General features: G+C 70.9%; 21 protein-coding genes. 10 read left to right on the forward strand and 11 right to left on the reverse strand.

All coding sequences use genetic code 11. The features are described 5' to 3' along the window. Complete coding sequence (locus ACFYRX_RS24030; RefSeq protein ID WP_389103686.1) at positions 1 to 1242, reverse strand: TadA family conjugal transfer-associated ATPase; 1242 nt, start codon at positions 1240 to 1242, stop codon at positions 1 to 3. 302 nt (positions 1243 to 1544) lie between these two features. Next, positions 1545 to 2657 (reverse strand): septum site-determining protein Ssd, encoded by a 1113-nt coding sequence (gene ssd / locus ACFYRX_RS24035; protein ID WP_389103186.1) that lies wholly within the window; start codon positions 2655 to 2657, stop codon positions 1545 to 1547. 598 nt (positions 2658 to 3255) lie between these two features. On the opposite strand from ssd, the gene ACFYRX_RS24040 reads away from it, so the two are divergent. Further along, the gene (locus ACFYRX_RS24040) at positions 3256 to 4089 is read left to right on the forward strand and encodes an HAD family hydrolase (protein WP_389103188.1); all 834 of its coding nucleotides are present in this window, start codon (positions 3256 to 3258) and stop codon (positions 4087 to 4089) included. Between the two features lie 336 nt (positions 4090 to 4425). Here the strand turns inward: ACFYRX_RS24040 and ACFYRX_RS24045 are convergent, their stop codons facing one another. Continuing rightward, positions 4426 to 5250, reverse strand: coding sequence for an oxidoreductase (locus tag ACFYRX_RS24045; RefSeq protein ID WP_389103190.1), 825 nt, complete (start codon positions 5248 to 5250; stop codon positions 4426 to 4428). Positions 5251 to 5351: 101 nt separating this feature from the next. Between ACFYRX_RS24045 and ACFYRX_RS24050 the strand changes: the two genes are divergently transcribed. After that, on the forward strand, positions 5352 to 6338 hold the full coding sequence (locus tag ACFYRX_RS24050) for an ATP-binding protein (protein WP_389103192.1): 987 nt from the start codon (positions 5352 to 5354) through the stop codon (positions 6336 to 6338). A 3-nt stretch (positions 6339 to 6341) separates the two neighbouring features. On the opposite strand, the gene ACFYRX_RS24055 is transcribed toward ACFYRX_RS24050, so the two are convergent. Continuing rightward, positions 6342 to 7619 (reverse strand): hypothetical protein, encoded by a 1278-nt coding sequence (locus tag ACFYRX_RS24055; RefSeq protein ID WP_389103195.1) that lies wholly within the window; start codon positions 7617 to 7619, stop codon positions 6342 to 6344. 300 nt (positions 7620 to 7919) lie between these two features. On the opposite strand from ACFYRX_RS24055, the gene ACFYRX_RS24060 reads away from it, so the two are divergent. Then, positions 7920 to 10352 carry a SulP family inorganic anion transporter gene (locus ACFYRX_RS24060; RefSeq protein ID WP_389103198.1) on the forward strand — a complete coding sequence of 811 codons (2433 nt, stop codon included), beginning with the start codon at positions 7920 to 7922 and terminating at the stop codon, positions 10350 to 10352. A 47-nt stretch (positions 10353 to 10399) separates the two neighbouring features. On the opposite strand, the gene ACFYRX_RS24065 is transcribed toward ACFYRX_RS24060, so the two are convergent. Further along, positions 10400 to 11029 carry a hypothetical protein gene (locus ACFYRX_RS24065; protein ID WP_389103199.1) on the reverse strand — a complete coding sequence of 210 codons (630 nt, stop codon included), beginning with the start codon at positions 11027 to 11029 and terminating at the stop codon, positions 10400 to 10402. Then, a complete protein-coding gene (locus tag ACFYRX_RS24070; protein ID WP_389103201.1) occupies positions 11026 to 11634 on the reverse strand; it encodes an RNA polymerase sigma factor in 609 nt (202 codons plus the stop codon). The genes ACFYRX_RS24065 and ACFYRX_RS24070 overlap by 4 nt, the downstream gene beginning before the upstream one ends. A 229-nt stretch (positions 11635 to 11863) precedes the next feature. On the opposite strand from ACFYRX_RS24070, the gene acs reads away from it, so the two are divergent. The 5 genes from acs (at position 11864) to ACFYRX_RS24095 (ending at position 17218) form a co-directional block, all read left to right on the forward strand. Further along, positions 11864 to 13822 carry an acetate--CoA ligase gene (gene acs, locus ACFYRX_RS24075; RefSeq protein WP_389103204.1) on the forward strand — a complete coding sequence of 653 codons (1959 nt, stop codon included), beginning with the start codon at positions 11864 to 11866 and terminating at the stop codon, positions 13820 to 13822. 148 nt (positions 13823 to 13970) lie between these two features. After that, the gene (nhaA, locus tag ACFYRX_RS24080; RefSeq protein ID WP_389103207.1) at positions 13971 to 15395 is read left to right on the forward strand and encodes a Na+/H+ antiporter NhaA; all 1425 of its coding nucleotides are present in this window, start codon (positions 13971 to 13973) and stop codon (positions 15393 to 15395) included. Positions 15396 to 15459: 64 nt separating this feature from the next. After that, positions 15460 to 15966 (forward strand): phage holin family protein, encoded by a 507-nt coding sequence (locus tag ACFYRX_RS24085; RefSeq protein WP_389103210.1) that lies wholly within the window; start codon positions 15460 to 15462, stop codon positions 15964 to 15966. Next, positions 15963 to 16904 (forward strand): alpha/beta fold hydrolase, encoded by a 942-nt coding sequence (locus ACFYRX_RS24090; protein WP_389103212.1) that lies wholly within the window; start codon positions 15963 to 15965, stop codon positions 16902 to 16904. Before ACFYRX_RS24085 ends, ACFYRX_RS24090 begins: the two co-directional genes overlap by 4 nt. A 128-nt stretch (positions 16905 to 17032) precedes the next feature. Next, positions 17033 to 17218, forward strand: coding sequence for a hypothetical protein (locus ACFYRX_RS24095; RefSeq protein ID WP_389103215.1), 186 nt, complete (start codon positions 17033 to 17035; stop codon positions 17216 to 17218). Positions 17219 to 17237: 19 nt separating this feature from the next. Here ACFYRX_RS24095 and ACFYRX_RS24100 read toward each other — a convergent pair whose 3' ends face one another. From ACFYRX_RS24100 to nth, 3 genes are all read right to left on the reverse strand, one after another. Continuing rightward, positions 17238 to 18437, reverse strand: coding sequence for a MarP family serine protease (locus ACFYRX_RS24100; RefSeq protein WP_389103218.1), 1200 nt, complete (start codon positions 18435 to 18437; stop codon positions 17238 to 17240). 120 nt (positions 18438 to 18557) lie between these two features. Continuing rightward, the gene (locus ACFYRX_RS24105; protein WP_389103220.1) at positions 18558 to 19247 is read right to left on the reverse strand and encodes an NUDIX hydrolase; all 690 of its coding nucleotides are present in this window, start codon (positions 19245 to 19247) and stop codon (positions 18558 to 18560) included. A gap of 97 nt (positions 19248 to 19344) precedes the next feature. Next, entirely contained in the window at positions 19345 to 20319 is a 975-nt protein-coding gene (nth, locus tag ACFYRX_RS24110; RefSeq protein WP_389103223.1) for an endonuclease III, read from the reverse strand. A 277-nt stretch (positions 20320 to 20596) separates the two neighbouring features. On the opposite strand from nth, the gene ACFYRX_RS24115 reads away from it, so the two are divergent. Together ACFYRX_RS24115 and ACFYRX_RS24120 are read left to right on the forward strand one after the other, a co-directional pair. Continuing rightward, positions 20597 to 21271, forward strand: a complete 675-nt coding sequence (locus ACFYRX_RS24115) for a Crp/Fnr family transcriptional regulator (RefSeq protein WP_015658871.1) — start codon at positions 20597 to 20599, stop codon at positions 21269 to 21271. Positions 21272 to 21502: 231 nt separating this feature from the next. Next, positions 21503 to 22327, forward strand: a complete 825-nt coding sequence (locus ACFYRX_RS24120) for a nucleotidyltransferase (protein ID WP_389103226.1) — start codon at positions 21503 to 21505, stop codon at positions 22325 to 22327. On the opposite strand, the gene ACFYRX_RS24125 is transcribed toward ACFYRX_RS24120, so the two are convergent. Both ACFYRX_RS24125 and ACFYRX_RS24130 read right to left on the reverse strand, forming a co-directional pair. Continuing rightward, a complete protein-coding gene (locus ACFYRX_RS24125; RefSeq protein WP_389103229.1) occupies positions 22320 to 23150 on the reverse strand; it encodes an MBL fold metallo-hydrolase in 831 nt (276 codons plus the stop codon). The genes ACFYRX_RS24120 and ACFYRX_RS24125 overlap by 8 nt on opposite strands. Beyond that, positions 23147 to 24013: an NUDIX hydrolase gene (locus ACFYRX_RS24130; protein ID WP_389103230.1), complete on the reverse strand. Its 867-nt coding sequence runs from the start codon at positions 24011 to 24013 to the stop codon at positions 23147 to 23149. The genes ACFYRX_RS24125 and ACFYRX_RS24130 overlap by 4 nt, the downstream gene beginning before the upstream one ends. Positions 24014 to 24122 lie beyond the last annotated feature (109 nt).

Below are 24122 nucleotides of genomic sequence, written 5' to 3' on the forward strand. Positions count from 1 at the left end.
TCACCCGCCCTCCCCCTCCAGCCCTGGCATCGCGCCCCCGAGCAGCCCCCGCAGCCGCTCCCACCCGCGCTCGTACGCGAACGCCTCCGCTCCCCACCGCAGCGCCGGCACCGTCCGCACCAGGCCCGAGGAGTCCCGCTCCAGCACACGCACCTCGGCGATCCGCCGCCGCCCGGTCCGGTCGCGCACGAGATGCAGTACGACCGACAGCGCGGCCGCCAACTGGCTGTGCAGGGCGGCCCGGTCGAGCCCGGCGGCCGTTCCCAGCGCCTCGAGACGGGCCGGGACATCGGCGGCCGCGTTGGCGTGCACGGTCCCGCAGCCGCCCTCGTGGCCCGTGTTCAAAGCGGCCAGCAAATGCGCCACCTCAGACCCTCGAACCTCACCCACGACCAGCCGATCCGGTCGCATCCGCAGTGCCTGCCGCACCAGGTCCTCGAGCGTGACGAGCCCGGCGCCCTCCTGGTTGGCGGGTCTGGTCTCCAGCCGTACGACGTGCGGATGGTCCGGCTTGAGCTCCGCCGAGTCCTCCGCGAGCACGATCCGCTCTCCCGGCCCCACGAGCCCCAGCAAGGCGCTCAGCAACGTGGTCTTGCCGGTGCCCGTCCCGCCGCTGATGAGGAAGGACAGCCGCGCGTCGAGCAGCGCCCGCAGTACCCGGTCGCCGCCCGGCGGCACCGTGCCGGCCGCGACCAGTTCGTCCAGCGTGAACGCGCGGGGCCGTACGACTCGCAGCGACAGACAGGCGCAGCCGACGGCGACCGGGGGAAGCACCGCGTGCAACCGCGTCCCGTCCGGCAGCCTGGCGTCCACCCAGGGCCGGGCATCGTCGAGGCGCCGGCCCGCCACCGCGGCCAGCCGCTGCGCGAGTCGTCGTACGGCGGCCGCGTCCGGGAAGGATACGGCTGTCAGTTCGAGTCCGCCGCCCCGGTCCACCCACACCCGGTCCGGGGCCGACACCAGGACGTCCGTCACCGACGGGTCGGCGAGCAACGGTTCCAGAGGCCCGCTGCCGACCAGTTCGGACCGCAACCGGTCCGCCGCGCCGAGCACTTCGGTGTCCCCGAGCACCCGCCCCTGCTCCCGCAGTGCCTGCGCCACCCGTGCGGGCGTCGGTTCGGCACCGCTCTCGGCCAGCCATTGCCGTACGCCGTCCAGTAGGCCGGGAGCCACGTCCAGGCCTGCCACCGAGCCCGCCGCGGAGGTGTCCGGCCGACCCGCCTCGCCGGCCCTGGCATCCACGCCGTCCGCCTGCCATGCGGCTGCCTCGGCCACCGGCTCATCGGCCTGCCACCCTCCGACAACAGCGCCCTCACCCTGACCGGCCCGCCACCGCCCGACACCCCCGTCGGCAGACCCACCAGCCCGCCACCGCCCGTCGGCACCAACCGCACCCGCGCGCCGCCGTTCGACAGCCCGGTCGGCCGACTCACCGGTACGCCACCGTTCGACGGTCCCGCTCGCCGAAGGCGTGTCCGGCCTCCGCCGTCCGGTCACCGAGCCTCCCGGCCCGCCGGCCGTCCGCCCGTTTCCGTATGCGCCGCTCATGCCGCCCCCGCCTCCGTCAACGCCCGCTCCCAGAACTCCTTGCAGAAGCGGGCCAGCGGCCCCCGGACAGCCGCTCCCGGCGGCGCCTCGCTTCCCTGCGGCCGCTGAAGCGCCGACTCGACCGGCACCTCGCCCACCAGAGGCAGTCCCAGCAGCCGGGCAACCTCTCGGTCGTCGAGGCCTGGCGCGTACGGGCCGCGCACCGCCACCCGCAGGTCCCGCAGAACCATGCCGACGGCGGAGGCCACCCGGCCGGCCGCGGCGATGGCTCGCAGCTCTGCGGGGACCACGAGGATCCCGAGGTCGAGCTGGGCGAGAGCCTCGGCGACGCCGTCGTCCAGACGGCGGGGCAGGTCGACGACGACGGTGCCGCCCCGGCGCCGGGCGGCGGCGAGCACCGCCCGTACGGCCGGGGGCGGGACGGCGATCCGGTCGCCGCGGTCCCAGCTCAGCACCCGCAGCGAGTGCAGCCGCGGCAGCGACTCCTCCAGGGCGCCACCCCCGACCCGCCCGCGCGAGGCGGCGAACGCGGGCCAGCGCAGCCCCTCGGTGCTCTCGCCGCCGAGGAGTACGTCGAGTCCGCCGCCCAGCGGATCCGCGTCCACGAGGAGTGTGCGCAGGCCTTCACGCGCGGAGGTGACGGCGAGGGCGCACGCGAGCGTGGAGGCTCCGGCCCCGCCCCGGCCGCCGATGACGCCGACGGTGAGGGCGGGTCGGCCGACGCCCTCGGCGACGTCGGCGATGCGGTCGACCAGCCATTGCTCGCCGTCGGGCAGTACGAGGACATGGTCGGCGCCGATCTCGACGGCCCGTTTCCACACCCCGGAGTCGTCCTGGTCCCTGCCCACGAGCACCACTCCGCGCCGGCGTGCGGTTCCGCGCACCCGTCGTGCGGCATCGTCGCCGACCAGGACGAGCGGGGCGGCCTCCCAGCTGCCTCTGCGCTCCGGCACCCCGTGATGCACCTCGGGTTTCGCGCCGGCCGCCGCGCACAGGCGCAGCAGGTCGTCCAGCAGATCCTCGTCCTCCGTGACGATCAACGGCTGCCCCTGCCGCCCTCCGGCGGCGGGCGGCGGATCGTGTGTGACAGCTGCGGCCACGGTCCTCATCCCCCTTCACTGCGACGCGCGAGGACCCGCGCGACGCTTCTGTCACGCGGCCCCTCCGGCCCCGCGATTCCCAAACATGTGAAGAACCGGCAAGCGGTCTCCATATGAGCGGCCGATACGAACCGGCCAAACACGCCCGACTAACCGGAACCGGCCATGAAGTCGGTCCGAGCCGGATGCGTGGGAATCACGGTGCAGCGATCCCGGAAATGATGTGGATCTTGGTCGATAACTGTGGACAACTCGGCGGTTGTGAATATCGCGGTCACCCATACCGGTGAGCCCACGCGGCCTGCGCCGCGGCTTCCACAGAGCAGTCCCGCAGCTACGCACAGTGACGGATCGCGGGCACGACAAAGAGGCGGCCGAAGCCGCCTCGAAACGGTCGTACGACCACGTGCGGAAGTGAAAAACCCACCCGGACATGCGACGACCCCCACCGGGGGGGAGAGTGGGGGTCGCCTTCACGGCCGACTCGGGGGGGGAGGAGCCGGACCGTGTTAGCACGGTCGCGAACGATCCGTGACTTCCATGGTGTACCCGAGAGCCCTCTCAGGCAAACCCACACGCCTCACCTTACGCCGAATGGGCTGCGCCTATGCTCGGGGTCGTGGATAACCACTCCTTGCCCCGCACAGCCGCCTTCTTTGACCTGGACAAGACGGTCATTGCGAAGTCGAGCACGCTCACGTTCAGCAAGTCGTTCTACCAAGGCGGGCTGATCAACCGCAGGGCCGCCCTGCGGACCGCCTATGCCCAGTTCGTCTTCCTCGTCGGCGGTATGGACCACGACCAGATGGAGCGCACCCGCGAGTACCTCTCCGCGCTCGTGCGCGGCTGGAACGTCCAGCAGGTGAAGGAGATCGTGGCCGAAACGCTCCATGACCTGATCGACCCGATCATCTATGACGAGGCCGCGTCCCTCATCGAGGAACACCACACCGCCGGACGCGACGTGGTCATCGTCTCCACGTCCGGCGCCGAGGTGGTCGAGCCGATCGGCGAACTCCTCGGCGCGGACCGGGTGGTGGCCACTCGCATGGTCGTGGGAGAGGACGGCTGCTTCACGGGCGAGGTGGAGTACTACGCGTACGGCCCGACGAAGGCCGCGGCGATCAAGGAGCTGGCGGAGTCCGAGGGATACGACCTGGAGCGCTGCTACGCCTACAGCGACTCTGCGACCGACCTGCCGATGCTCGAGGCCGTGGGCCATCCCCACGCGGTCAACCCCGACCGGACGCTGCGCCGCGAGGCCCTCGCGCGCGGGTGGCCGATTCTCGATTTCCACCGGCCCGTCCGGCTCAAGCAGCGCCTGCCCGGATTCGCCGTCCCGCCCCGTCCGGCACTCGTCGCGGTCGCGGCGATAGGAGCCGCAGCGGCCACCGCGGGTCTCGTCTGGTACGCGAATCGACGCCGGTCGACGGTGGCCTGAGGCGGTTCGGCCCACTTGGCACCTATTTGCGGATAAAAGTAAAGAACCGCTGCCGGGGGTTCCGCTTGCCCCGGTCCAGGAGTACAAAGGGGTTAACGGCCCGCGAGACCAAGGACATCCGAAAGGATCACCTTAATAACGCATTTGGCCCCACGGACCGAGCATGAACACCAGGCACCCACGCGACGTCGACCCGTCGATTACGGGCCAGCCGCACCAGGTGACGGGCAGAGTTCCCGACCTGATGGGCAATATTTCGAGGACGCTTGGTAACCAGGTGAACATGCCAGCGGCGGTACGAATCCTCGTACCGCCGCAACCCTTTTCCGGGACTTTTTACGCCGCCCCGCGCTGGAGGGCCTCGCACACCGCCGTCGACTCGCGGGCGCCCAGTTCGATGGCCCTGCCGCAGTGGGCGATCCAGGCGGCCATACCCTCGGGAGTGCCGGAGACGTATCCGTCGAGCGCCGCCAGATAGGCCGCGCGGCCCAGTTCGGCGTGACCGACCTCCGCCGGGCAGACCGACTTCGGGTCGAGGCCGCTGCCGACCAGGACGATCCGCGCCGCCGCGCGCGCGACCAGGCCGTTGTACGAGACGAAGGGCCTGAGGGCGAGCAGTTCTCCCTGTACGACGGCGGCGGTGACCAGGGCGGGGGCGGAGCCGCCCGCGATGATCAGCTCGGACAGCCCCTCCAGCCGGCCCGAGACCTCTGCCGCGCCCGGCAACGGCAGTTCGATGAGCGGTTCCTGGACGGCCTCGCCCGCCTGGCGCGGACGTCCGACCTCCGCCCCGTCGGTGGCCGCGGCCACCAGGTGCAGCCGGGCCAGTACACGCAGCGGCGACTGCCGCCAGATGGACAGCAGTTGGCCGGCCTCGGCGGTCAGCCTCAGGGCCGCGCCCATGACCCGTGCCTCGTCGTCGACACCGAAGTCCGAACGCCGGCGCACCTCTTCGAGGGCCCAGTCGGCGCCGGACAGCGCGGCCGAGCCGCGGGCGCCGCGCAGGGCCGCCTCTGAGGTGATCTCGTTGCTGCGGCGCCGCATGACACGGTGTCCGTAGACCCGGTCCACGGACTTGCGCACGGACTCCACGGACTCGGCGACACCGGGCAGCGAGCCCAGGGCCGCGAGCGGATCGGCGGTCGCGCCTGTCGTACTCATGAGTACGACCCTACGCATTCCAGCCCCACACCCCTCGATGGAGTGGTCTTCTTCACGCACACCTGACACGTACAGCTATTTCCCGACTACCCTTCGTGAACATGAAAATTGCTTTCGTCGGGAAGGGCGGCAGCGGCAAGACCACGCTGTCCTCCCTCTTCATCCGCCACCTCGCGACCACCGGAGCACCGGTGATCGCCGTCGATGCCGACATCAACCAGCACCTGGGACCGGCGCTCGGCCTGGACGAGGCGGAGGCGGCCGCACTGCCCGCACTGGGCGATCGGCTGCCGTTGATCAAGGAGTACCTGCGCGGCACCAACCCTCGCATCGCCTCCGCCACGGAGATGATCAAGACCACTCCGCCCGGCGAGGGCTCGAGGCTGCTGCGGGTGCGCGAGGACAACCCGGTGTACGACGCCTGTGCCCGCCCGGTGGAACTCGACGGCGACGTCGTCCGTTTGATGGTCACCGGCCCCTTCACGGACGCCGACCTGGGGGTCGCCTGCTACCACTCCAAGACCGGAGCGGTGGAGCTGTGCCTGAACCACCTCGTGGACGGGCGGGGCGAGTACGTCGTGGTGGACATGACGGCGGGCTCGGACTCCTTCGCCTCGGGCATGTTCACCCGCTTCGACATCACGTTCCTCGTCGTCGAGCCGACCCGGAAGGGGGTCTCCGTCTATCGCCAGTACCAGGAGTACGCCCGCGACTTCGGCGTCGCCCTGAAAGTCGTCGGCAACAAGGTTCAAGGTCAGGACGACCTCGACTTCCTCCGCGCCGAAGTCGGGGACGACCTGCTGGTGACGGTCGGCCACTCCGACTGGGTACGCGCCCTGGAGAAGGGCCGGCCGCCCCGGTTCGCGCTTCTGGAGGACGTCAACCGCCGCGCCCTGCACCGGTTGCGGAGGGCTGTCGACGCGACGTACGACCTGCGGGACCGGGAGCGCTACACCCGGCAGATGGTGCACTTCCATCTGAAGAACGCGCAGGCCTGGGGCAACGAGCGCACAGGGGTCGACCTGGCGGCGCAGATCGACCCCTCGTTCGTGCTCGGCGAGAGCGCGGTGACGGCCGCGACCGTCTGACGGCTACTGCTTCTTGGCCGCCGGCGCCCCCGGTACGCCCTTCGGTGCCGGGGCGGGGCTGCCGGACAGGAAGGCCGGCCAGCCCTGCTTCGGCGCCTCGCCGACCTGCAGGGCACTCAGCTTCTGGAGCATCTTCGGGTCCTGGGCGTCCAGCCAGTCGGAGAGCTGCCGGAAGGAAACGCAGCGCACGTCGGGCTTGTTGCACACCCGCTCGATGGTCTCCTCGACGGCCCGCATGTAGGTGCCGCCGTTCCAGGACTCGAAGTGGTTGCCGATGATCAGGGGCGCGCGGTTGCCGTCGTAGGCCCGGTGGAAGCCCTTGAGCAGGCCGTCGCGCATCTGGTGGCCCCAGAACTCGAACTTGTCCGGGTCGCCCTGGGTCGCGGTGCCGGACTGGTTGACCATGAAGTTGTAGTCCATGGTGAGCTGCTCGTAGGAGTGCCCGGGGAAGGGCACGAGCTGCATCGACAGGTCCCACAGGCCCTGCTTCTTCTTCGGCCAGAGCTGCTCGTTGACGCCGCTGGTGTCGTAGCGGAAGCCCAGCTCGCGGGCGGCCTTCATGAAGTTCTTCTGGCCCTCCAGGCAGGGAGTGCGGGCGCCGATGAGCTCCTTGTCGTAGTCGAAGGGCAGCGGGGAGGCCTTCGTCATCCCGGTGTTGGTCTTCCAGGACTTCACGAACTTCTTCGCCTGGGCGATCTCGTCCTTCCAGTCCTCGACCGACCACTGACCCACCCCACCGCCGCTGCCGCAGAAGTGGCCGTTGAAGTGGGTGCCGATCTCGTTGCCCTCCAGCCACGCGAGGCGCAGCTGCTTGACGGTGTCGGCGATGCCCTGCTTGTCGTTGAAGCCGATGTCGGAGCGGCCCGGGGAGTGCTGCGGCGGCTTGTACTCGTCGCGCTTGTCCTCCGGCAGCATGTACACGCCGCTCAGGAAGTACGTCATCGTCGTGCGGTTCGCCTTGGCGACCTTACGGAAGTGGGAGAACAGCTTCTGGCTGTCCTCGCCGGCGCCGTCCCAGGAGAACACCACGAACTGCGGGGGCTTCTGGCCAGGCTTCAGGCGCTCGGCTCTGGGCAGGTGCGGCTGGGCTCCGGTGTAGGAGGTGGAGCCGTCGCCGATCAGGCGGACCGCGTGCTTGGGGGGTGCCTGGGCCGGCTTCGCCTTCTGCGGACCGGCGGCTCCTCCCTTGGAGGCGTCGGTGCCGATCGCGCAACCGGCGAGTGAGGCGGCGCATACCGCGGCGACCACGGCTCCCGCGGCAATCCTCTGGGTGGCGGCCATGTTCCGCCCACCTTCTTCCTTCTCTCGGGGCCAACGACAGCGCCGCCAAGTTCGCATGGGACCCAAAATGAATTAGTACGACAAGCCGATGAAATTCCCACTTCACCCATGCAGGTGACTTGTTAGACCATTTGCCCGGAAAGTCTATGCCTGGCCTTTACTCTGCATTACGATCCGTTTACCGAGTGTTGATTCATCCCGCCGCTGCACGCCGTGACCCACGGCCGCGACCCGACCCCCCGCCATCGACGGGGGACCACCTGTTCCGCGACCGCGCTGCCCCGGAGGAGACGGGAAAACATGTCAGCCTGCGTCCCCACCCGCGCCACCGACCCGAGCGACTCGGACCGCACGAGGCGCATCCACCGACCCCACAGTCCGCCGCCGACACCGCCCCGCCGCTTCCGCATCGCGGGTGCCGACGTGTCGGCCTCCATCGCGGTCTTCCTGATCGCCCTGCCCCTGTCCCTGGGCATCGCCCTCGCCACCGGCGCGCCCCTCCAGGCCGGCCTCGTGGCCGCCGCCGTCGGAGGAATCGTCGCCGGCCGGCTCGGCGGCTCCCCACTCCAGGTCAGCGGCCCCGCCGCCGGACTCACCGTGGTCACCGCCGACCTGATCCATCGCTACGGCTGGCGGACGACCTGCGCCATCACCGTCCTGGCCGGAGTGGTCCAACTCGGCCTCGGCTGCCTGCGCGTGGCCCGTACCGCGCTCGCCGTCAGCCCCGCGATCGTGCACGGCATGCTCGCCGGTATCGGCGTCACCATCGCCGTCGCCCAGTTGCACATCGTCCTCGGCGGCACCCCGCAGAGCTCCGTCCTCGACAACCTCCGGGGCCTGCCCGCCCAGTTGGCGCGCGTCCAGCCGTCAGCGGTGTGGGCCAGCGCACTGACCCTGGTGCTGCTCTTCCTGTGGCCGCGCATCCCCGGCCGGACCGGCCGTCTGTTGCGCAGGATCCCGGCCGCCCTCGTCGCCGTCGGCGGAGCCACCGTCGCCGTCTCGCTCGCCGGGCTGACCCTGCCCAAGGTCGACCTGCCGTCCTGGAGCAGCCACGCCCTGGCCGGCCTGCCCGAGGGGCCGGTGCTGGGCCTCGCCGCCGCCGTGCTCACCACCACGCTGGTGTGCAGCGTGCAGTCGCTGCTCGGCGCCGTCGCCGTCGACAAGCTGGCGGCGGGCCGCCCCGATCTGCTCGCCGCCGGCCCCGGCACCGGCCGCAGTGCGCGTGTCGGCCGCTCTGACCTCGACCGCGAGTTGCTGGGCCAGGGCGCCGCCAACATCGTCTCCGGCACGCTCGGCGGACTGCCCGTCGCCGGTGTGGCGGTGCGGAGTTCGGCGAATGTCCAGGCGGGTGCCGTCAGCCGGAACTCCACGATGCTGCACGGCGTTCTCGTAGTGATCGCCGCGCTGCTGATGGTCCCGGCCCTGGAGTTCATCCCGCTCGCCTCGCTCGCCGCCCTGGTGATGGCCGTCGGCATCCAGATGGTGTCCCTGCACCACATCCGCACGGTGACCCGCCACCGAGAAGTGCTGGTCTACGCCGTCACCACCCTGGGCGTGGTCCTCCTCGGCGTTCTGGAGGGCGTCTCGCTGGGGATCGCCGTCGCCGTCGGGGTCGCCCTGCACCGCCTCACCCGCACCCGCATCACCCACGACGAGAGCGAGGGAGTCCATCACGTACACGTACGAGGCCAGTTGACGTTCCTCGCGGTGCCCCGGCTCAGCAGGGTCCTGCATCTCGTCCCCCGGGGGGCCGACGTCGTCGTGGAGCTGGACGGGTCGTTCATGGACCACGCGGCCTACGAGTCGCTCCACGACTGGCAGAAAACGCACACCGCACAGGGCGGCTCGGTCGAGCTGACCGGGCGCAGACCCGGCACACGGATCGCCGAACCGTCCGACTCCGCCGACTGCCGCTGCCGACCCTGGACGCCCTGGCGCAACCACCAGTGCGAGCGCCCGAGCACCGCGCCGGGCGCCGGACACATGGGCGCACCCGGTGAGCCCGGTACGGCACCCGGTCCGAGCGTGCCCCGTGAGTCGAGCGGGCATGAACTGGCCCGCGGCATCAGCGCGTTCCAGCGCAACACCGCACCGATCGTGCGGGGCGAGCTGGCCCGGCTGGCACGCGAGGGCCAGCAGCCCTCGCAGCTCTTCCTCACCTGCGCCGACTCACGGCTGGTCACCTCGATGATCACCTCCAGTGGTCCGGGCGACCTCTTCGTAGTGCGCAACGTGGGCAACCTCGTTCCTCCCCCGGCCAGCCCCCGGCCCGGCGAGGAGAGCGGGGACGACTCGGTGGCGGCCGCGATCGAGTACGCGGTGGACGTGTTGAAGGTGCGGTCCATCACGGTGTGCGGACACTCCGGCTGCGGGGCGATGCAGGCACTGCTCAACTCCGAGCCGGGCGGCGCCCCGACCCCGCTGAAGCGATGGCTGCGGCACGGGCTGCCGAGTCTGGAGCGGATGGCCGACGACGGCCGCCCCTGGGCGAGGCTCGCCGGACGGGCGCCCGCCGACGCCGTCGAGCAGCTCTGCCTGACCAACGTGGTCCAGCAGTTGGAGCATCTGCGGGCGCACGAGTCGGTCGCCCGGGCCCTGCGCGAAGGGGGGCTGGAGCTGCACGGGATGTACTTCCATGTGGGCGAGGCGCAGTCGTATCTGCTCACCGAGGCGTCCGGCACGGAGGTGTTCGACCATGTGAGCGACGCGGAGGGCCTGCCCAGCCCTGCGTAGCCGAAGCCCTGGGCGCGCTGACGCACCGGCGCGCCCACGCCCCCCGCTCAGCGGAGACCGGACGTCTCCGCCGGGCGGGGCTCCGTGGCGGGGATCGGATTGCACGGGGCGACCTCACCGCGGAAGAAGGCGTAGCCGGTGACCCGTTGGAAACTCCCGTCGGGCTGGCGCTGCTCCATCCTTTCGATGACCAGGGAGTCCCCGTGCCGCAGGTCGAACACCCAGCTGGGACCCTCGCCCGGATCGGACCGGCTCGGAGCCCCCTTCCCCCGGGACTGGGTGCACTCATAGCCCTTCGGCACGTCGTCCACGACCACGCGGATGCCGTTCTCCTTGAGCCGTTCGACGAGTCCGTCCGGCAGTCTGCCCCCGAGGCCGAAGTCGTTCATGGTGACCGTCACGCTCCCGTCCGAGTGCGACACCACCGCGTAGGCCGGGCTTTCGGCGGGGGAGCCCGGCATCAGCACCCAGGCGCCCGCGACAGCAGCGCAGGTCAGGGCGACGAGGCCGAGCCTCGGCGCGGTGAGGACCTCGGTGAGGACCGCGGTGAGAGCCGTGAAGCGGCGGCGCCACACGAAGGTCGGCGCCGCCTCCGCCGTACGGTCGGCCGCGCGCAGGTCGATCTCGCGGCGCAGTTCTGCCAGCAGCCGGTCCTCGAATGTCGTCCTGGTGGTCATGCCTCTCCCCCGGTTCCTCCGGTGACGTATGACAGGGATGTGCCGCGCGGTCCGTCGGTGGGCTCACCCGCCGCCGCCCCGCGCAGCGACTTGCGTGCCCGGTGCAGCCGTACGCGGGCCGTGACCTGGGTGATGCCCAGTGCGCCGGCGGCCTCGGAAACCGTCAGCTGGTCGACCGCGATGAGTTCCAGGACGGCTCGCTCCCCCGCGGGGAGCCGTTCCAGCGCGGCCAGGGCACGGCGGCCCGGGCTCTCGGCGTCCAGCTTGTCCACCAGCCGGGCGATGTCGTCGGGCTCCAGCAGCCGCCGCCCGGAGATGCGCCGGTCACGCTCGGACTCGCGGGCGGCCCGACGGCGCTCGGAAGAGACCACGTTCCGTGCGATGCCGTACAGCCATGCGCGTTCGCTGCCCCGAGACGGGCGGTAGGTGTGGGCCGAGTCCAGGACCGCCAGGAAGATCTCGGCGGTCAGGTCGGCCACGGTGTGCGGATCCGCGACACGCCGGGCCACGAAGGACGTCATCGCGTCCACGTGGCGCCGGTAGAACTCCTCGAAGAGCTGAGGGTCGCGAACCGCCGCCCGCGGCCCGCCCCGTATGCCTTCCACGCAAGCTCCCTTCGTCGATGGCCCTTCACCCGTACTTGGGCGGGAGTGTGAAAGGCGTTACAAGTGCTGAACTCTGCCTGGTCGGCGCACGTGGGTACGAATGACCTCGGCCGCCCGATTCGGCGCCCGACAGGTCTAAACCAATTAAAGGTCGACCCTTGTCATCGCACCCCCGGTCTGATGAGCTGTGGCCCGGGACACAACGGACACCCTGGGAAAGGCAGATGCCGTGAGCAACGAGAGCCTGGCCAACCTGCTCAAGGAAGAGCGCAGGTTCGCGCCACCCGCGGACCTGGCGGCGAACGCCAACGTCACCGCGGAGGCGTATGAGCAGGCCAAGGCTGACCGCCTCGGTTTCTGGGCCGCGCAGGCCCGCCGACTGAGCTGGGCCAAGGAGCCGACCGAGACGCTGGACTGGTCGAACCCGCCGTTCGCCAAGTGGTTCAAGGACGGCGAGCTCAATGTGGCGTACAACTGCGTCGACCGGCATGTCGAGGCGGGCAACGGCGACCGGGTCGCCATCCACTTCGAGGGCGAGCCCGGCGACAGCCGCGCGATCACCTACGCCGAACTCAAGGACGAGGTCTCCAAGGCCGCGAACGCCCTGCTGGAGCTGGGAGTCGCGAAGGGCGACCGGGTCGCCGTATACATGCCGATGATCCCCGAGACCGCGATCGCGATGCTCGCCTGCGCCCGGATCGGCGCCGCGCACTCCGTTGTCTTCGGCGGCTTCTCCGCGGACGCGCTCGCCACCCGGATCCAGGACGCCGACGCGAAGGTGGTCATCACCACGGACGGCGGCTACCGGCGCGGCAAGCCGTCCGCGCTCAAGCCCGCCGTCGACGAGGCCGCCGACAAGGCCGGCAACGTCGAACACGTGCTCGTCGTACGGCGTACCGGCCAGGAGGTCGCCTGGAACGACAGCCGGGACGTGTGGTGGCACGAGATCGTCGACCGGCAGTCCGTCGAGCACACGCCCGAGGCGTTCGGCGCCGAGCAGCCGCTGTTCATCCTGTACACGTCCGGGACGACGGGGAAGCCGAAGGGCATCCTGCACACCTCCGGCGGCTACCTCACCCAGACCGCGTACACCCACCACGCCGTCTTCGACCTCAAGCCGGAGACCGACGTCTACTGGTGCACGGCCGACGTCGGCTGGGTCACCGGGCACTCCTACATCGTCTACGGCCCGCTCGCCAACGGCGCCACCCAGGTCATGTACGAGGGCACGCCGGACACCCCGCACCAGGGCCGTTTCTGGGAGATCGTCCAGAAGTACGGCGTCACCATCCTGTACACGGCGCCGACCGCCATCCGTACGTTCATGAAGTGGGGCGACGACATCCCCGCGAAGTTCGACCTCAGCAGCCTGCGGGTGCTGGGGTCGGTCGGTGAGCCGATCAACCCCGAGGCCTGGATCTGGTACCGCAAGCACATCGGCGCCGACCGCACGCCGATCGTGGACACCTGGTGGCAGACCGAGACCGGCGCGATGATGATCTCCCCGCTGCCGGGCGTGACCGCGACCAAGCCCGGTTCCGCGCAGACCCCGCTGCCCGGCATCTCGGCCACCGTCGTGGACGACGAGGCCAGGGAGGTCCCCGACGGCGGTGGCGGCTACCTGGTGCTCACCGAGCCGTGGCCGTCGATGCTGCGCACCATCTGGGGTGACGACCAGCGCTTCCTCGACACCTACTGGTCGCGCTTCGAGGGCAAGTACTTCGCCGGTGACGGCGCGAAGAAGGACGACGACGGCGACATCTGGCTGCTGGGCCGGGTCGACGACGTCATGCTCGTCTCCGGCCACAACATCTCGACGACGGAGGTCGAGTCGGCGCTGGTGTCCCACCCGTCGGTCGCCGAGGCCGCCGTCGTCGGTGCCGCCGACGAGACGACCGGGCAGGCGATCGTGGCCTTCGTGATCCTGCGCGGCACCGCGAACGCCGACGACGAGAACCTCGTCGCCGACCTGCGCAACCACGTCGGCGCCACCCTCGGCCCGATCGCCAAGCCCAAGCGGGTCCTTCCGGTGCAGGAACTGCCGAAGACCCGCTCCGGCAAGATCATGCGCCGCCTGCTGCGGGATGTCGCCGAGAACCGCCAGCTCGGTGACGTGACGACCCTGACCGACTCCACGGTCATGGACCTCATCCAGACCAAGCTGCCGGCCGCGCCCAGCGAGGACTGACCGTCTCCTTGAAAAGGGGGTGCCAGGCGCGACGGAGCGCCGGGCACCCCTCTTAGGTAAACTAAACAAAGTAATGTGATCCTCAAGGTGTGCCGGGAAGTCTGGTCGGCGAACAGCTCCGCCCTGCCCCCGACCGGAGGTCACCCTCATGCCGCCGCCCACCCGCAAGGTCCTCGGACGCCTGTCCCTCCCCGAGCGGACCTACGTCGCGGACGCGCTGCGCACCGAGACGGTCGGCGGAGTACTGCTGCTCGTCGCCGCGCTCACCGCGCTGATCTGGGCGAACGTCCCCGCACTGCACGACAGTTACGAGAGCGTCAGCGACTACCACCTGGGCCCCGCGACCCTCGGACTCGACCTCTCCGTCGCCCACTGGGCCGCCGACGGACTCCTCGCGGTCTTCTTCTTCGTGGCCGGCATCGAGCTCAAACGCGAGCTCGTCGCCGGTGACCTGAAGGACCCCAGGGCGGCCGCGCTGCCCGTGGTCGCGGCCCTGTGCGGCATGGCCGTACCCGCGCTCGTCTACACGCTCACCAACCTCACCGGCGGTGGCTCCCTGAGCGGCTGGGCCGTACCCACCGCCACCGACATCGCCTTCGCGCTCGCCGTGCTCGCCGTCATCGGCACCTGGCTGCCGAGCGCGCTGCGCGCCTTCCTGCTGACCCTCGCCGTCGTCGACGACCTCTTCGCGATCCTGATCATCGCGGTCTTCTTCACCGCGGACATCGACCTCGCCGCGCTCGGCGGCGCGGCGGTCGGCCTCGCGGTCTTCTGGGTGCTGCTGAGGAAGGGCGTACGCGGGTGGTACGTGTACGTTCCGCTCGCGCTGGTGATCTGGGCGCTGATGTACAACAGCGGGGTCCACGCCACCATCGCGGGCGTCGCGATGGGCCTGATGCTGCGCTGCACGACTCGGGACGATGAGAAGCACTCCCCCGGCGAGCGCGTCGAGCATCTCGTACGACCGCTCTCGGCGGGCCTTGCCGTGCCCCTGTTCGCCCTGTTCAGTGCGGGTGTCTCGCTCTCCGGCGGCGCGCTCGGCGACGTGTTCACCCAGCCCGAGACGCTGGGCGTGGTCCTCGGCCTTGTCGTGGGCAAGGCGGTCGGCATCTTCGGCGGGACCTGGCTGACGGCACGTTTCACCCGGGCCTCGCTCAGTGACGACCTCGAGTGGGCCGACGTGTTCGCGGTGGCGACCCTGGCCGGTATCGGGTTCACCGTCTCGCTGCTCATCGGGGAGCTGGCCTTCGACGGCGACGCCACGATGACGGACGAGGTCAAGGCCGCCGTGCTCCTCGGCTCGCTCATCGCGGCGACCCTGGCGACCGTGCTGCTGAAGCTGCGCAACGCCAAGTACCGCAGGCTCTACGACGCCGAGGAGCGCGACGACGACCTCGACGGCGTCCCGGACATCTACGAGGAGGACGATCCGGCGTACCACCTGCGCATGGCGGTCATCTACGAGAGCAAGGCCGCCGAGCACCGCCGGATCGCCGAACTGAAGGCCGCTGAGCGCACGCGGCTTGCCGAAGTGGCGGGCGGGGCAGGCGAGGACGACGACCGTCCGGCATGATCTGACGGGACGGTACAAAAAGACGAGACCATACGCACTTGGTCGGAAGCAGGGAGACCGCGACATGAGCGCACCCGACGGCAGCCCGGTCGGCGCCGAACGCAGCATCGGCCAGCTCTTCGCCTCGGCGACGACCGAGATGTCTGCGCTGGTGCACGACGAGATCGCGCTGGCGAAGGCCCAGCTCAAGCAGGACGTCAAACGCGGCGCGATGAGCGGCGGCGCGTTCAGCGGGGCCGGCGCGGTCCTGGTGTTCTCGCTGCCGATGCTGAACTTCGCGCTGGCGTACGGCATCCGGACCTGGAGCGACTGGAACCTCGCGGTCTGCTTCCTGCTGTCCTTCGCGGCCAACGTCCTGGTCGCGCTGGTCCTCGCGCTGGTCGGCGTGGTCTTCGCGAAGAAGGCGCAGAAGGGCAAGGGCCCGCAGAAGGTCGCCGCGTCGATGAAGGAGACGGCGGGCGTGCTCCAGAACGCCAAGCCCCACCCGCGGCCCGGCGACGACACCAAGGTCCTGGAGGAGCGGGTCCGAAACACGAAGGCCATCGAGGCTGTGGCACGCTCGTCGTCATGACGGATCCCGCCCCTTCTTCGGCGCAGCAGCCCGCGTCTCTCATACGGCCCGACGGTCCCTGGACGCACCGGGACGTGGCCGCCAACGGCGCGCGCTTCCACATCGCCGAACTGGGCGACGGGCCGCTGGTGATGTTCCTGCACGGCTTCCCCCAGTTCTGGTGGACCTGGCGGCACCAGCTGGAGGCGCTCGCCGAGGCCGGTTTCCGGGCCGTGGCCATGGACCTGCGCGGGGTCGGCGGCAGCGACCGCACCCCGCGCGGCTACGACCCCGCCAACCTCGCCCTGGACGTCACCGGCGTGATCCGCTCCCTCGGCGAGCCCGACGCGGCACTGGTCGGCCACGACCTGGGCGGCTATCTGGCGTGGACGGCGGCCGCGATGCGTCCCAAGCTCGTACGGCGGCTCGCGGTCGCCTCGATGCCGCATCCGCGGCGCTGGCGCTCGGCGATGCTCTCGGACGTCAAGCAGACGCGTGCCGGTTCCTACATCTGGGGGTTCCAGCGGCCCTGGATCCCGGAGCGCCGGCTGACCGCGGACGACGGCGCGCTGGTGGCCGAGCTGATCCGGGACTGGTCCGGCCCGCGCCTGCCGGACGACGACGCGGTGGAGACGTACCGCAGGGCGATGTGCATCCCCTCGACGGCACACTGCTCGGTCGAGCCGTACCGCTGGATGGTCCGGTCCCTGGCCCGCCCGGACGGGATCCAGTTCAACCGGCGCATGAAGCGGCCCGTGCGGGTGCCGACGCTGCATCTGCACGGCTCGCTCGACCCGGTGCTGCGGACGCGGAGTGCCGCCGGGTCCGGGGAGTACGTCGAAGCGCCGTACCGCTGGCGGCTGTTCGACGGGCTGGGGCACTTTCCGCACGAGGAGGATCCGGTCGCCTTCTCGACCGAGTTGATCAACTGGCTGAAGGACCCCGAGCCCGATCGGTGACCGTCCCACCGCGCCCGGTATCCGAACAACGAACGCCTGTCCTACGAACGGCCACTTGCCCGGCGCATAGGCCAATTGGGGGGCGTGGGGGAGGTTATCGACCTTGGGGCAGGGGCACACGTCGGGGTATGGGCTGGACGCACGACTACAGTGACGTAGCACGCAACCGACGCTCGGGCGGTGGCCTGAGCTCCCGTCATCAGGGCGGTGCCCCGCAACTCGCGGGCGGCACGGACCTGAGGGTGGGCATCCCGCGCATTCTGCGCCGCCGGGCCCGCTGGGTCTCGGTGCGCCTGCGTCACCCCCGAGGCTGACGCACCGGTCCGACACCTCTCACAGCGCGCAGCTGTCGCTGTCCACCTGCTGGTTCGCGGTGCGCCCCTTGGTGATGTCCTCCTGGATCTCGTCCGCGGTGAGCGCGTACCCGGTCTCGGCGTTGTCGAGCGACTTCGCGAAGACGACGCCGTACACCTTGCCCTCCGGGGTGAGCAGGGGGCCGCCGGAGTTGCCCTGGCGGACGGTCGCGTAGAGGGAGTAGACATCGCGGCTGACGGTGCCGCGGTGGTAGATGTCCGCTCCGTGGGCGTCGATGCGCCCGCGCACACGCGCGGAGCGGACGTCGTACGAGCCGTTCTCCGGGAACCCCGCGACGATCGCGCTGTCCCCGCTGGTGGCGTCCTTGGACGCGAACTGGAGGGCGGGCGCCCGCAGATCGGGCACGTCCAGTACGGCGATGTCGCGCTGCCAGTCGTAGAGGACGACCGTGGCGTCGTACTTACGGCCCTCGCCGCCTATCTGGACGGTGGGCTCGTCGACGCCGCCGACGACATGGGCGTTGGTCATGACACGGCGGTCGCCGAAGACGAAGCCGGAGCCCTCCAGGACCTTGCCGCAGCTCTGGGCCGTGCCCATCACCTTCACGATGGAGCGCTGGGCGCGGGCGGCGACCGCGCTGTTCGCGAGCTTGGGGTCGGGCGGCTGGACTTCCTTGATGGGCTCGTCGGAGAACGGACTGAAGACCTGCGGGAAGCCGTTCTGCTCGAGGGCCGAGGTGAAGTCCTTGAACCAGGTGTCGGCGTCGGAGGGCAGTGCCTCCTGCACGCCCAGGAGCACCTTGGAGGCGCGGACCTCCTTGCCGACCGTCGGCATCGTGGTCTGCGCGAGGGTGGCGCCGATCAGCCAGGCGACCAGGAGCATCGCCAGGACGTTGACCAGGGCGCCGCCGGTGGCGTCCAGGGCGCGGGCCGGGGACCAGGTGATGTACCGGCGCAGCTTGTTGCCGAGGTGGGTGGTCAGGGCCTGGCCCACGGAGGCGCAGACGATGACGATGACGACCCCGACCACAGCGGCGACCGTGCCGACCTCCGCCTGGTCGGTCAGCGCGTCCCAGAGGACGGGCAGGGTGTAGACGGCGACGAGACCGCCGCCCAGGAACCCGATCACCGACAGGATGCCGACGACGAAGCCCTGGCGGTAACCGACGATCGCGAACCACACGGCGGCGACCAGCAACAGGATGTCCAGCACGTTCACCGGTTCGAGCCTCGCCTCATCACTTCACGTTCACCACGGGTCGGCCGGGGCCCGGTCCACCGCGAAGCGGCTGATCGGACACAGCGTCCCCCGGGACGACACGACACGGAGTTCACCCTGTCATGCGCGCCAGTCGAGCGGGACCTGCTTCTCGCGGTCCCAGGGGCGCTCCCAGCCCGCGTAGTGCAGGAGCCGGTCGATGATTCCGGCGGTGAAGCCCCACACCAGGGCTGATTCGACCAGAAATGCCGGACCTCGGTGGCCGCTGGGGTGGGCGGTCGTCACACGGTTGTCGGGGTTGGTGAGATCCGCCACGGGAACGGTGAAGACGCGCGCCGTCTCGTTCGGGTCGACGACACCGACCGGGCTCGGCTCGCGCCACCAGCCCAGCACCGGGGTCACCACGAAGCCGCTGACCGGGATGTACAGCTTGGGCAGCACGCCGAAGAGCTGGACGCCGGACGGGTCGAGGCCGGTCTCCTCCTCGGCCTCGCGCAGGGCGGCCCTCAGCGGCCCGTCGCCCTTCGGATCGCCGTCCTCGGGGTCGAGTGCGCCGCCGGGGAACGACGGCTGCCCGGGGTGCGACCGCAGCGAACTCGCCCGCTCCATGAGCAGCAGCTCAGGACCGCGCTCTCCCGCGCCGAACAGGACCAGCACGGCCGACTGCCGCCCCGCGCCGTTCTCCGGCGGCAGGAAACGGCTCAGCTGCCGTGGCTCGACCGTCTCCACGGCCCGCACCACCGGATCCAGCCAGCCCGGCAGACCGTCCTTGCCGATCATCACGCCCTCGGTATGGCTCGCGCGTGTCATCGCCACCCCCGTTCTGCCGGATCCAACGCCCGACGCCCCTGTGATCGTTCCTGGGAACGTACCCAACGGCGTGTCGCCCGGCAGGTGTTCCGGCGTGTCATACGGCCCCCAGCGGCGGTGCGGCCTTCCCGCCCGCGTCCAGATAGGCCTGCGGCGGATTCAGCCGCTGCCCGGGGAAGCCGCCCTTCTCGTACTTGAGGAGCTTCCGGGCCTTCTCCGGGTCCGTCTCGCCCTCGCCGTAGGCCGGGCAGAGCGGGGCGATGGGGCAGGCGCCGCAGGCCGGCTTGCGGGCGTGGCAGATACGGCGGCCGTGCCAGATGACGTGGTGCGAGAGGTCGGTCCAGTCGCTCTTCGGGAAGAGCGCGGCGACGGCGGCCTCGATCTTCTCGGGCTCGCTCTGCTCGGTCCACTGCCAGCGCCTGACCAGCCGCTGGAAGTGCGTGTCCACGGTGATGCCGGGCCGGCCGAAGGCGTTGCCGAGCACGACGAAGGCGGTTTTGCGGCCGACGCCGGGCAGCTTGACGAGGTCCTCGAGCCGCCCCGGGACCTCGCCTCCGAAATCCTCCGCGAGCGCTTTGGACAGCCCTATCACCGACTTGGTCTTGGCCCGGAAGAAGCCGGTCGGCCGGAGGATCTCCTCGACCTCCTCGGGGTTGGCCGCGGCCAGGTCCTCGGGGGTCGGGTACTTGGCGAACAGGGCGGGGGTCGTCTGATTGACCCTCAGGTCGGTGGTCTGCGCGGACAGGACCGTGGCGACGACGAGCTGGAAGGGGTTCTCGAAGTCCAACTCCGGGTGGGCGTACGGGAACACCTCCGCGAGCTCGCGGTTGATCCGGCGGGCACGTCGGACCAGGGCAGTGGGCGACTCGGCCCCGGGCGGCTTGACGGCGACCTTCTTGAGCGGCGCCTTCTTGACGGCGGCGGTTTTCGCTGCGGCCTTCTTGGCTGCGGCCGTTTTGACTGCGGCCTTCTTCGTGGTGGCCGTCTGCACAGCCTCCGGAACCTTCTTCACCACAGCCTTCTTCGTCTCTTTTGCCGCTTTCTTTCCGCCACTGGAGCCTTGTTCGCCCACAGCGGAATCCCGACGTGCAACCACCCGCCCAGCCCCCTCGGCCTGCGCTCTCACCGGCGTTTTGGACACCCGGCCAGCCTAAAGCCCGGCACTGACAATCGCCCCGGACCCCGGGGGATCGGCCCCCGATTGGACCCCTGCCGCTTACCCGTGGACAGGTGTACGGCATCCTTGTGACAGATCACACTGTTTGGACCGTCCGGAAAAATGGGCACCACGGTCCCTTGGTACCAAGGGGGAACAAGATCCCCTGAGCAGGTCGACAAGGAGAGAACTCGTGGACGACGTTCTGCGGCGCAACCCGCTCTTCGCGGCACTCGACGACGAGCAGTCCGCCGAACTGCGCGCCTCCATGAGTGAGGTGACCCTCGCGCGAGGCGACTCCCTGTTCCACGAGGGCGACCCCGGCGACCGGCTCTACGTCGTCACCGAGGGCAAGGTCAAGCTCCACCGCACCTCCCCCGACGGCCGCGAGAACATGCTCGCCGTGGTCGGCCCCGGCGAACTCATCGGCGAACTGTCGCTGTTCGACCCGGGCCCGCGCACCGCGACCGCCACCGCGCTGACCGAGGTCAAGCTGCTGGGCCTCGGCCACGGCGACCTCCAGCCCTGGCTGAACGCCCGCCCCGAGGTGGCCACCGCACTGCTGCGTGCCGTCGCCCGCCGGCTGCGCCGCACCAACGACGCGATGTCCGACCTGGTCTTCTCGGACGTCCCCGGCCGGGTGGCCCGCGCGCTGCTCGACCTCTCACGCCGCTTCGGTGTGCAGTCCGAGGAGGGCATCCACGTCGTCCACGACCTCACGCAGGAGGAGCTGGCCCAGCTGGTCGGCGCCTCCCGCGAGACGGTCAACAAGGCCCTCGCGGACTTCGCCCAGCGCGGCTGGCTCCGCCTGGAGGCCCGCGCGGTGATCCTGCTGGACGTGGAGAGGCTCGCCAAGCGCTCCCGGTGAGCGAATGAACGTACGAACGACGTAGAGGGGCCCCGCTACACAGCGGGGCCCTTCGCGCAGGCCCGGGCGGGCGGGGCCCGCCTCCTTGGGCACACGGCTGTGAACTCCTCCTTCAGCGGGACACGCGGCGGCCCGGCGCAACTTCCCGGCGCGACCACGTTCGGCCCCACACGGCCCGCCCAGGGCCGTAAATGACCTGACCGCGGGCCCGCCCCCGGGCACAGTGATCCCATGGCCGCCGAAACCGTTCGCCCTCACGCCCCCAAGGGACTCGACGCCCAGGGATTCATCGAGCGCGAGGGGTCCCTCGGGCGGATCCAGCGCCCCTTCCGTCCGGTCGTCGCAGCAGCCCGGGACCGGGTGCTCGACCTTATCGGGCCGAGGCTGCACAGCGCCTACCTCTACGGATCGATTCCGCGCGGCACCGCGCGCGTGGGCCGCAGCGACCTCGACCTCCTGCTCGCCCTGCGGGACGAACCGGCCGACGCGGACCGGGAGGGCGTACGGGCGCTCGGGGAGTCGCTCGACAAGGAGTTCCCCGAGATCGACGGCGTCGGAACGCTGCTGTACGGCCGGAAGCTGCTGCTGAGCGAGTCGGAACGCCACGACCTGGGCTGGTTCGTGGCCTGCCTGTGCACCCCGCTGCTCGGCGACGACCTGGCCGAGTACCTTCCCCGCTACCGCCCCGACTCCCTGCTGGCCCGGGAGACGAACGGCGACCTGGCCCTCCTGCTCCCCCGCTGGCGCGAGCGGATCGACGCGGCGGACTCCGACGAGGCGCGGCGCCCCCTGGTCCGCTTCATGTCCCGCCACCTGGTCCGCACCGCGTTCACGCTGGTCATGCCCCGCTGGAACGGCTGGACGAGCGACCTGGGCGAGATGGCGGAGATTTTCGCCGGGTACTACCCGCAGCGCGCCGACGAGCTGCGGGCGGCGGCCGTTCTGGGCCACGCCCCGACCGCCGACGCGGCCGTACTTCGCAGATACGTCGACGACCTGGGCCCCTGGCTGGCGGACGAGTACACGCGTGTGCACGGCACGAAAGCGCCTAGATGAGCCCGTGCTCCTCCAGGTACTCCAGCTGCGCCCGCACCGACAGCTCGGCGGCCGGCCAGAGCGACCGGTCCACGTCCGCGTACACGAGCTCCACGACGGCACCGGGCGTCCGGTGGCCGTTCTCCGCGGCCGTCTCGACCTGGGCGAGCCGGTGGGCCCGGTGCGCGAGATAGAACTCGACGGCACCCTGGGCGTCCTCCAGGACGGGCCCGTGGCCGGGCAGGACCGTGTGGACGCCGTCGTCGACCGTCAGCGACCTCAGCCGCCGCAGCGAGTCCAGGTAGTCGCCCAGCCGGCCGTCGGGGTGGGCCACGACGGTCGTACCGCGGCCCAGGATGGTGTCACCGGTCAGAACGGCCTGATCGGCCGGGAGATGGAAGCACAGCGAGTCGGCGGTGTGCCCGGGCGTCGGCACGACCCTCAGCTCCAGCCCGCCGACGTTCACCACCTCCCCGGCACCCAGGCCCTCCTCCCCCAGCCGCAGCGCCGGGTCCAGGGCACGCACCTTTGTGCCGGTCAGTGCGGCGAAGCGGGCGGCGCCCTCGGCGTGGTCGGGGTGGCCGTGGGTGAGGAGCGTGAGGGCGACGCGCTTGCCGGCGGCCCCGGCGGTGTCGACGACGGCACGCAGGTGTCCCTCGTCGAGCGGACCGGGGTCCACGACCACGGCGAGGTCGGAGTCGGGCTCGGACAGGATCCAGGTGTTGGTGCCGTCCAGAGTCATCGCGGAGGCGTTGGGCGCGAGGACGTTGACGGCTCGCTCTGTGGCGGGGCCGGTGAGGACCCCGCCCCGTGGCTGGCCGGGGAGGGCTGCGGCGTCGGTCATGCGGGGGCTCCACCGGTCGGGATGTGTTTGGTGAACTCGTCGTGCCCCGGCCAGGAGAGCACGATCTCCCCGTCCACCAGCCGGGCCCGCGCGAGGACGGGGGTCAGGTCGCGGTCGGCGGCGGCGGCGAGCGCGTCGGCGGCGCCGTAGGCGGTGAGCTGCCGCAGGGTGGCGATGGTGGGCGGCATCATCAGCAGCTCGCCCTTGTCGTAGCCCTCCGCAGCGTCCTGGGGCCGGATCCACACCGTGCGGTCGGCCTCCGTGGAGGCGTTGCGGGTGCGCTGTCCCTCCGGGAGGGCGGCGACGAAGAACCACGTGTCATAACGGCGAGGTTCGAACTCCGGCGTGATCCAGCGCGTCCAGGCCCCGAGCAGGTCCGACCGCAGGACGAGCCCCCTGCGCTCCAGGAACTCCGCGAAGGACAGCTCCCGGGCGACGAGGGCGGCACGGTCCGCCTCCCACTCGGGGCCCGTGGTGTCGCCGACCACCGAATCGGCCGTCGGCCCGGCGAGCAGGACGCCCGCCTCCTCGTAGGTCTCCCGCACGGCCGCGCAGACGATCGCCTGGGCCATGGTCTCGTCCACCCCGAGCCGATCCGCCCACCACGCGCGCGTGGGGCCCGCCCAGTGGATCTGGTGCTCGTCGTCACGGGGGTCGACGCCACCGCCGGGGTAGGCGTACGCGCCACCCGCGAAGGCCATGGAGGCCCGTCTGCGCAACATGTGCACGACGGTCCCGGTCGCCGTGTCCTTCAGCAGCATCACGGTGGCCGCGCGCCTCGGCACGGCCGGCTGGAGCGTGCCGTCCGCGAGCGCACGGATACGGTCCGGCCACTCCGCTGGGTACCACTGCCCGTTTGCCATGGGCGGAGGCTAACTCCTGGGGCGCGGATGTTCGAGACCGGGCGTGGTGGGGGTGCCTCGCGGCGTCGTGGGGCGAGTGCGGGCCGGTGGGGGCTGGTCGCGCAGTTCC

Source organism: Streptomyces sp. NPDC005374, assembly GCF_042872225.1.
Taxonomy (GTDB): domain Bacteria; phylum Actinomycetota; class Actinomycetes; order Streptomycetales; family Streptomycetaceae; genus Streptomyces.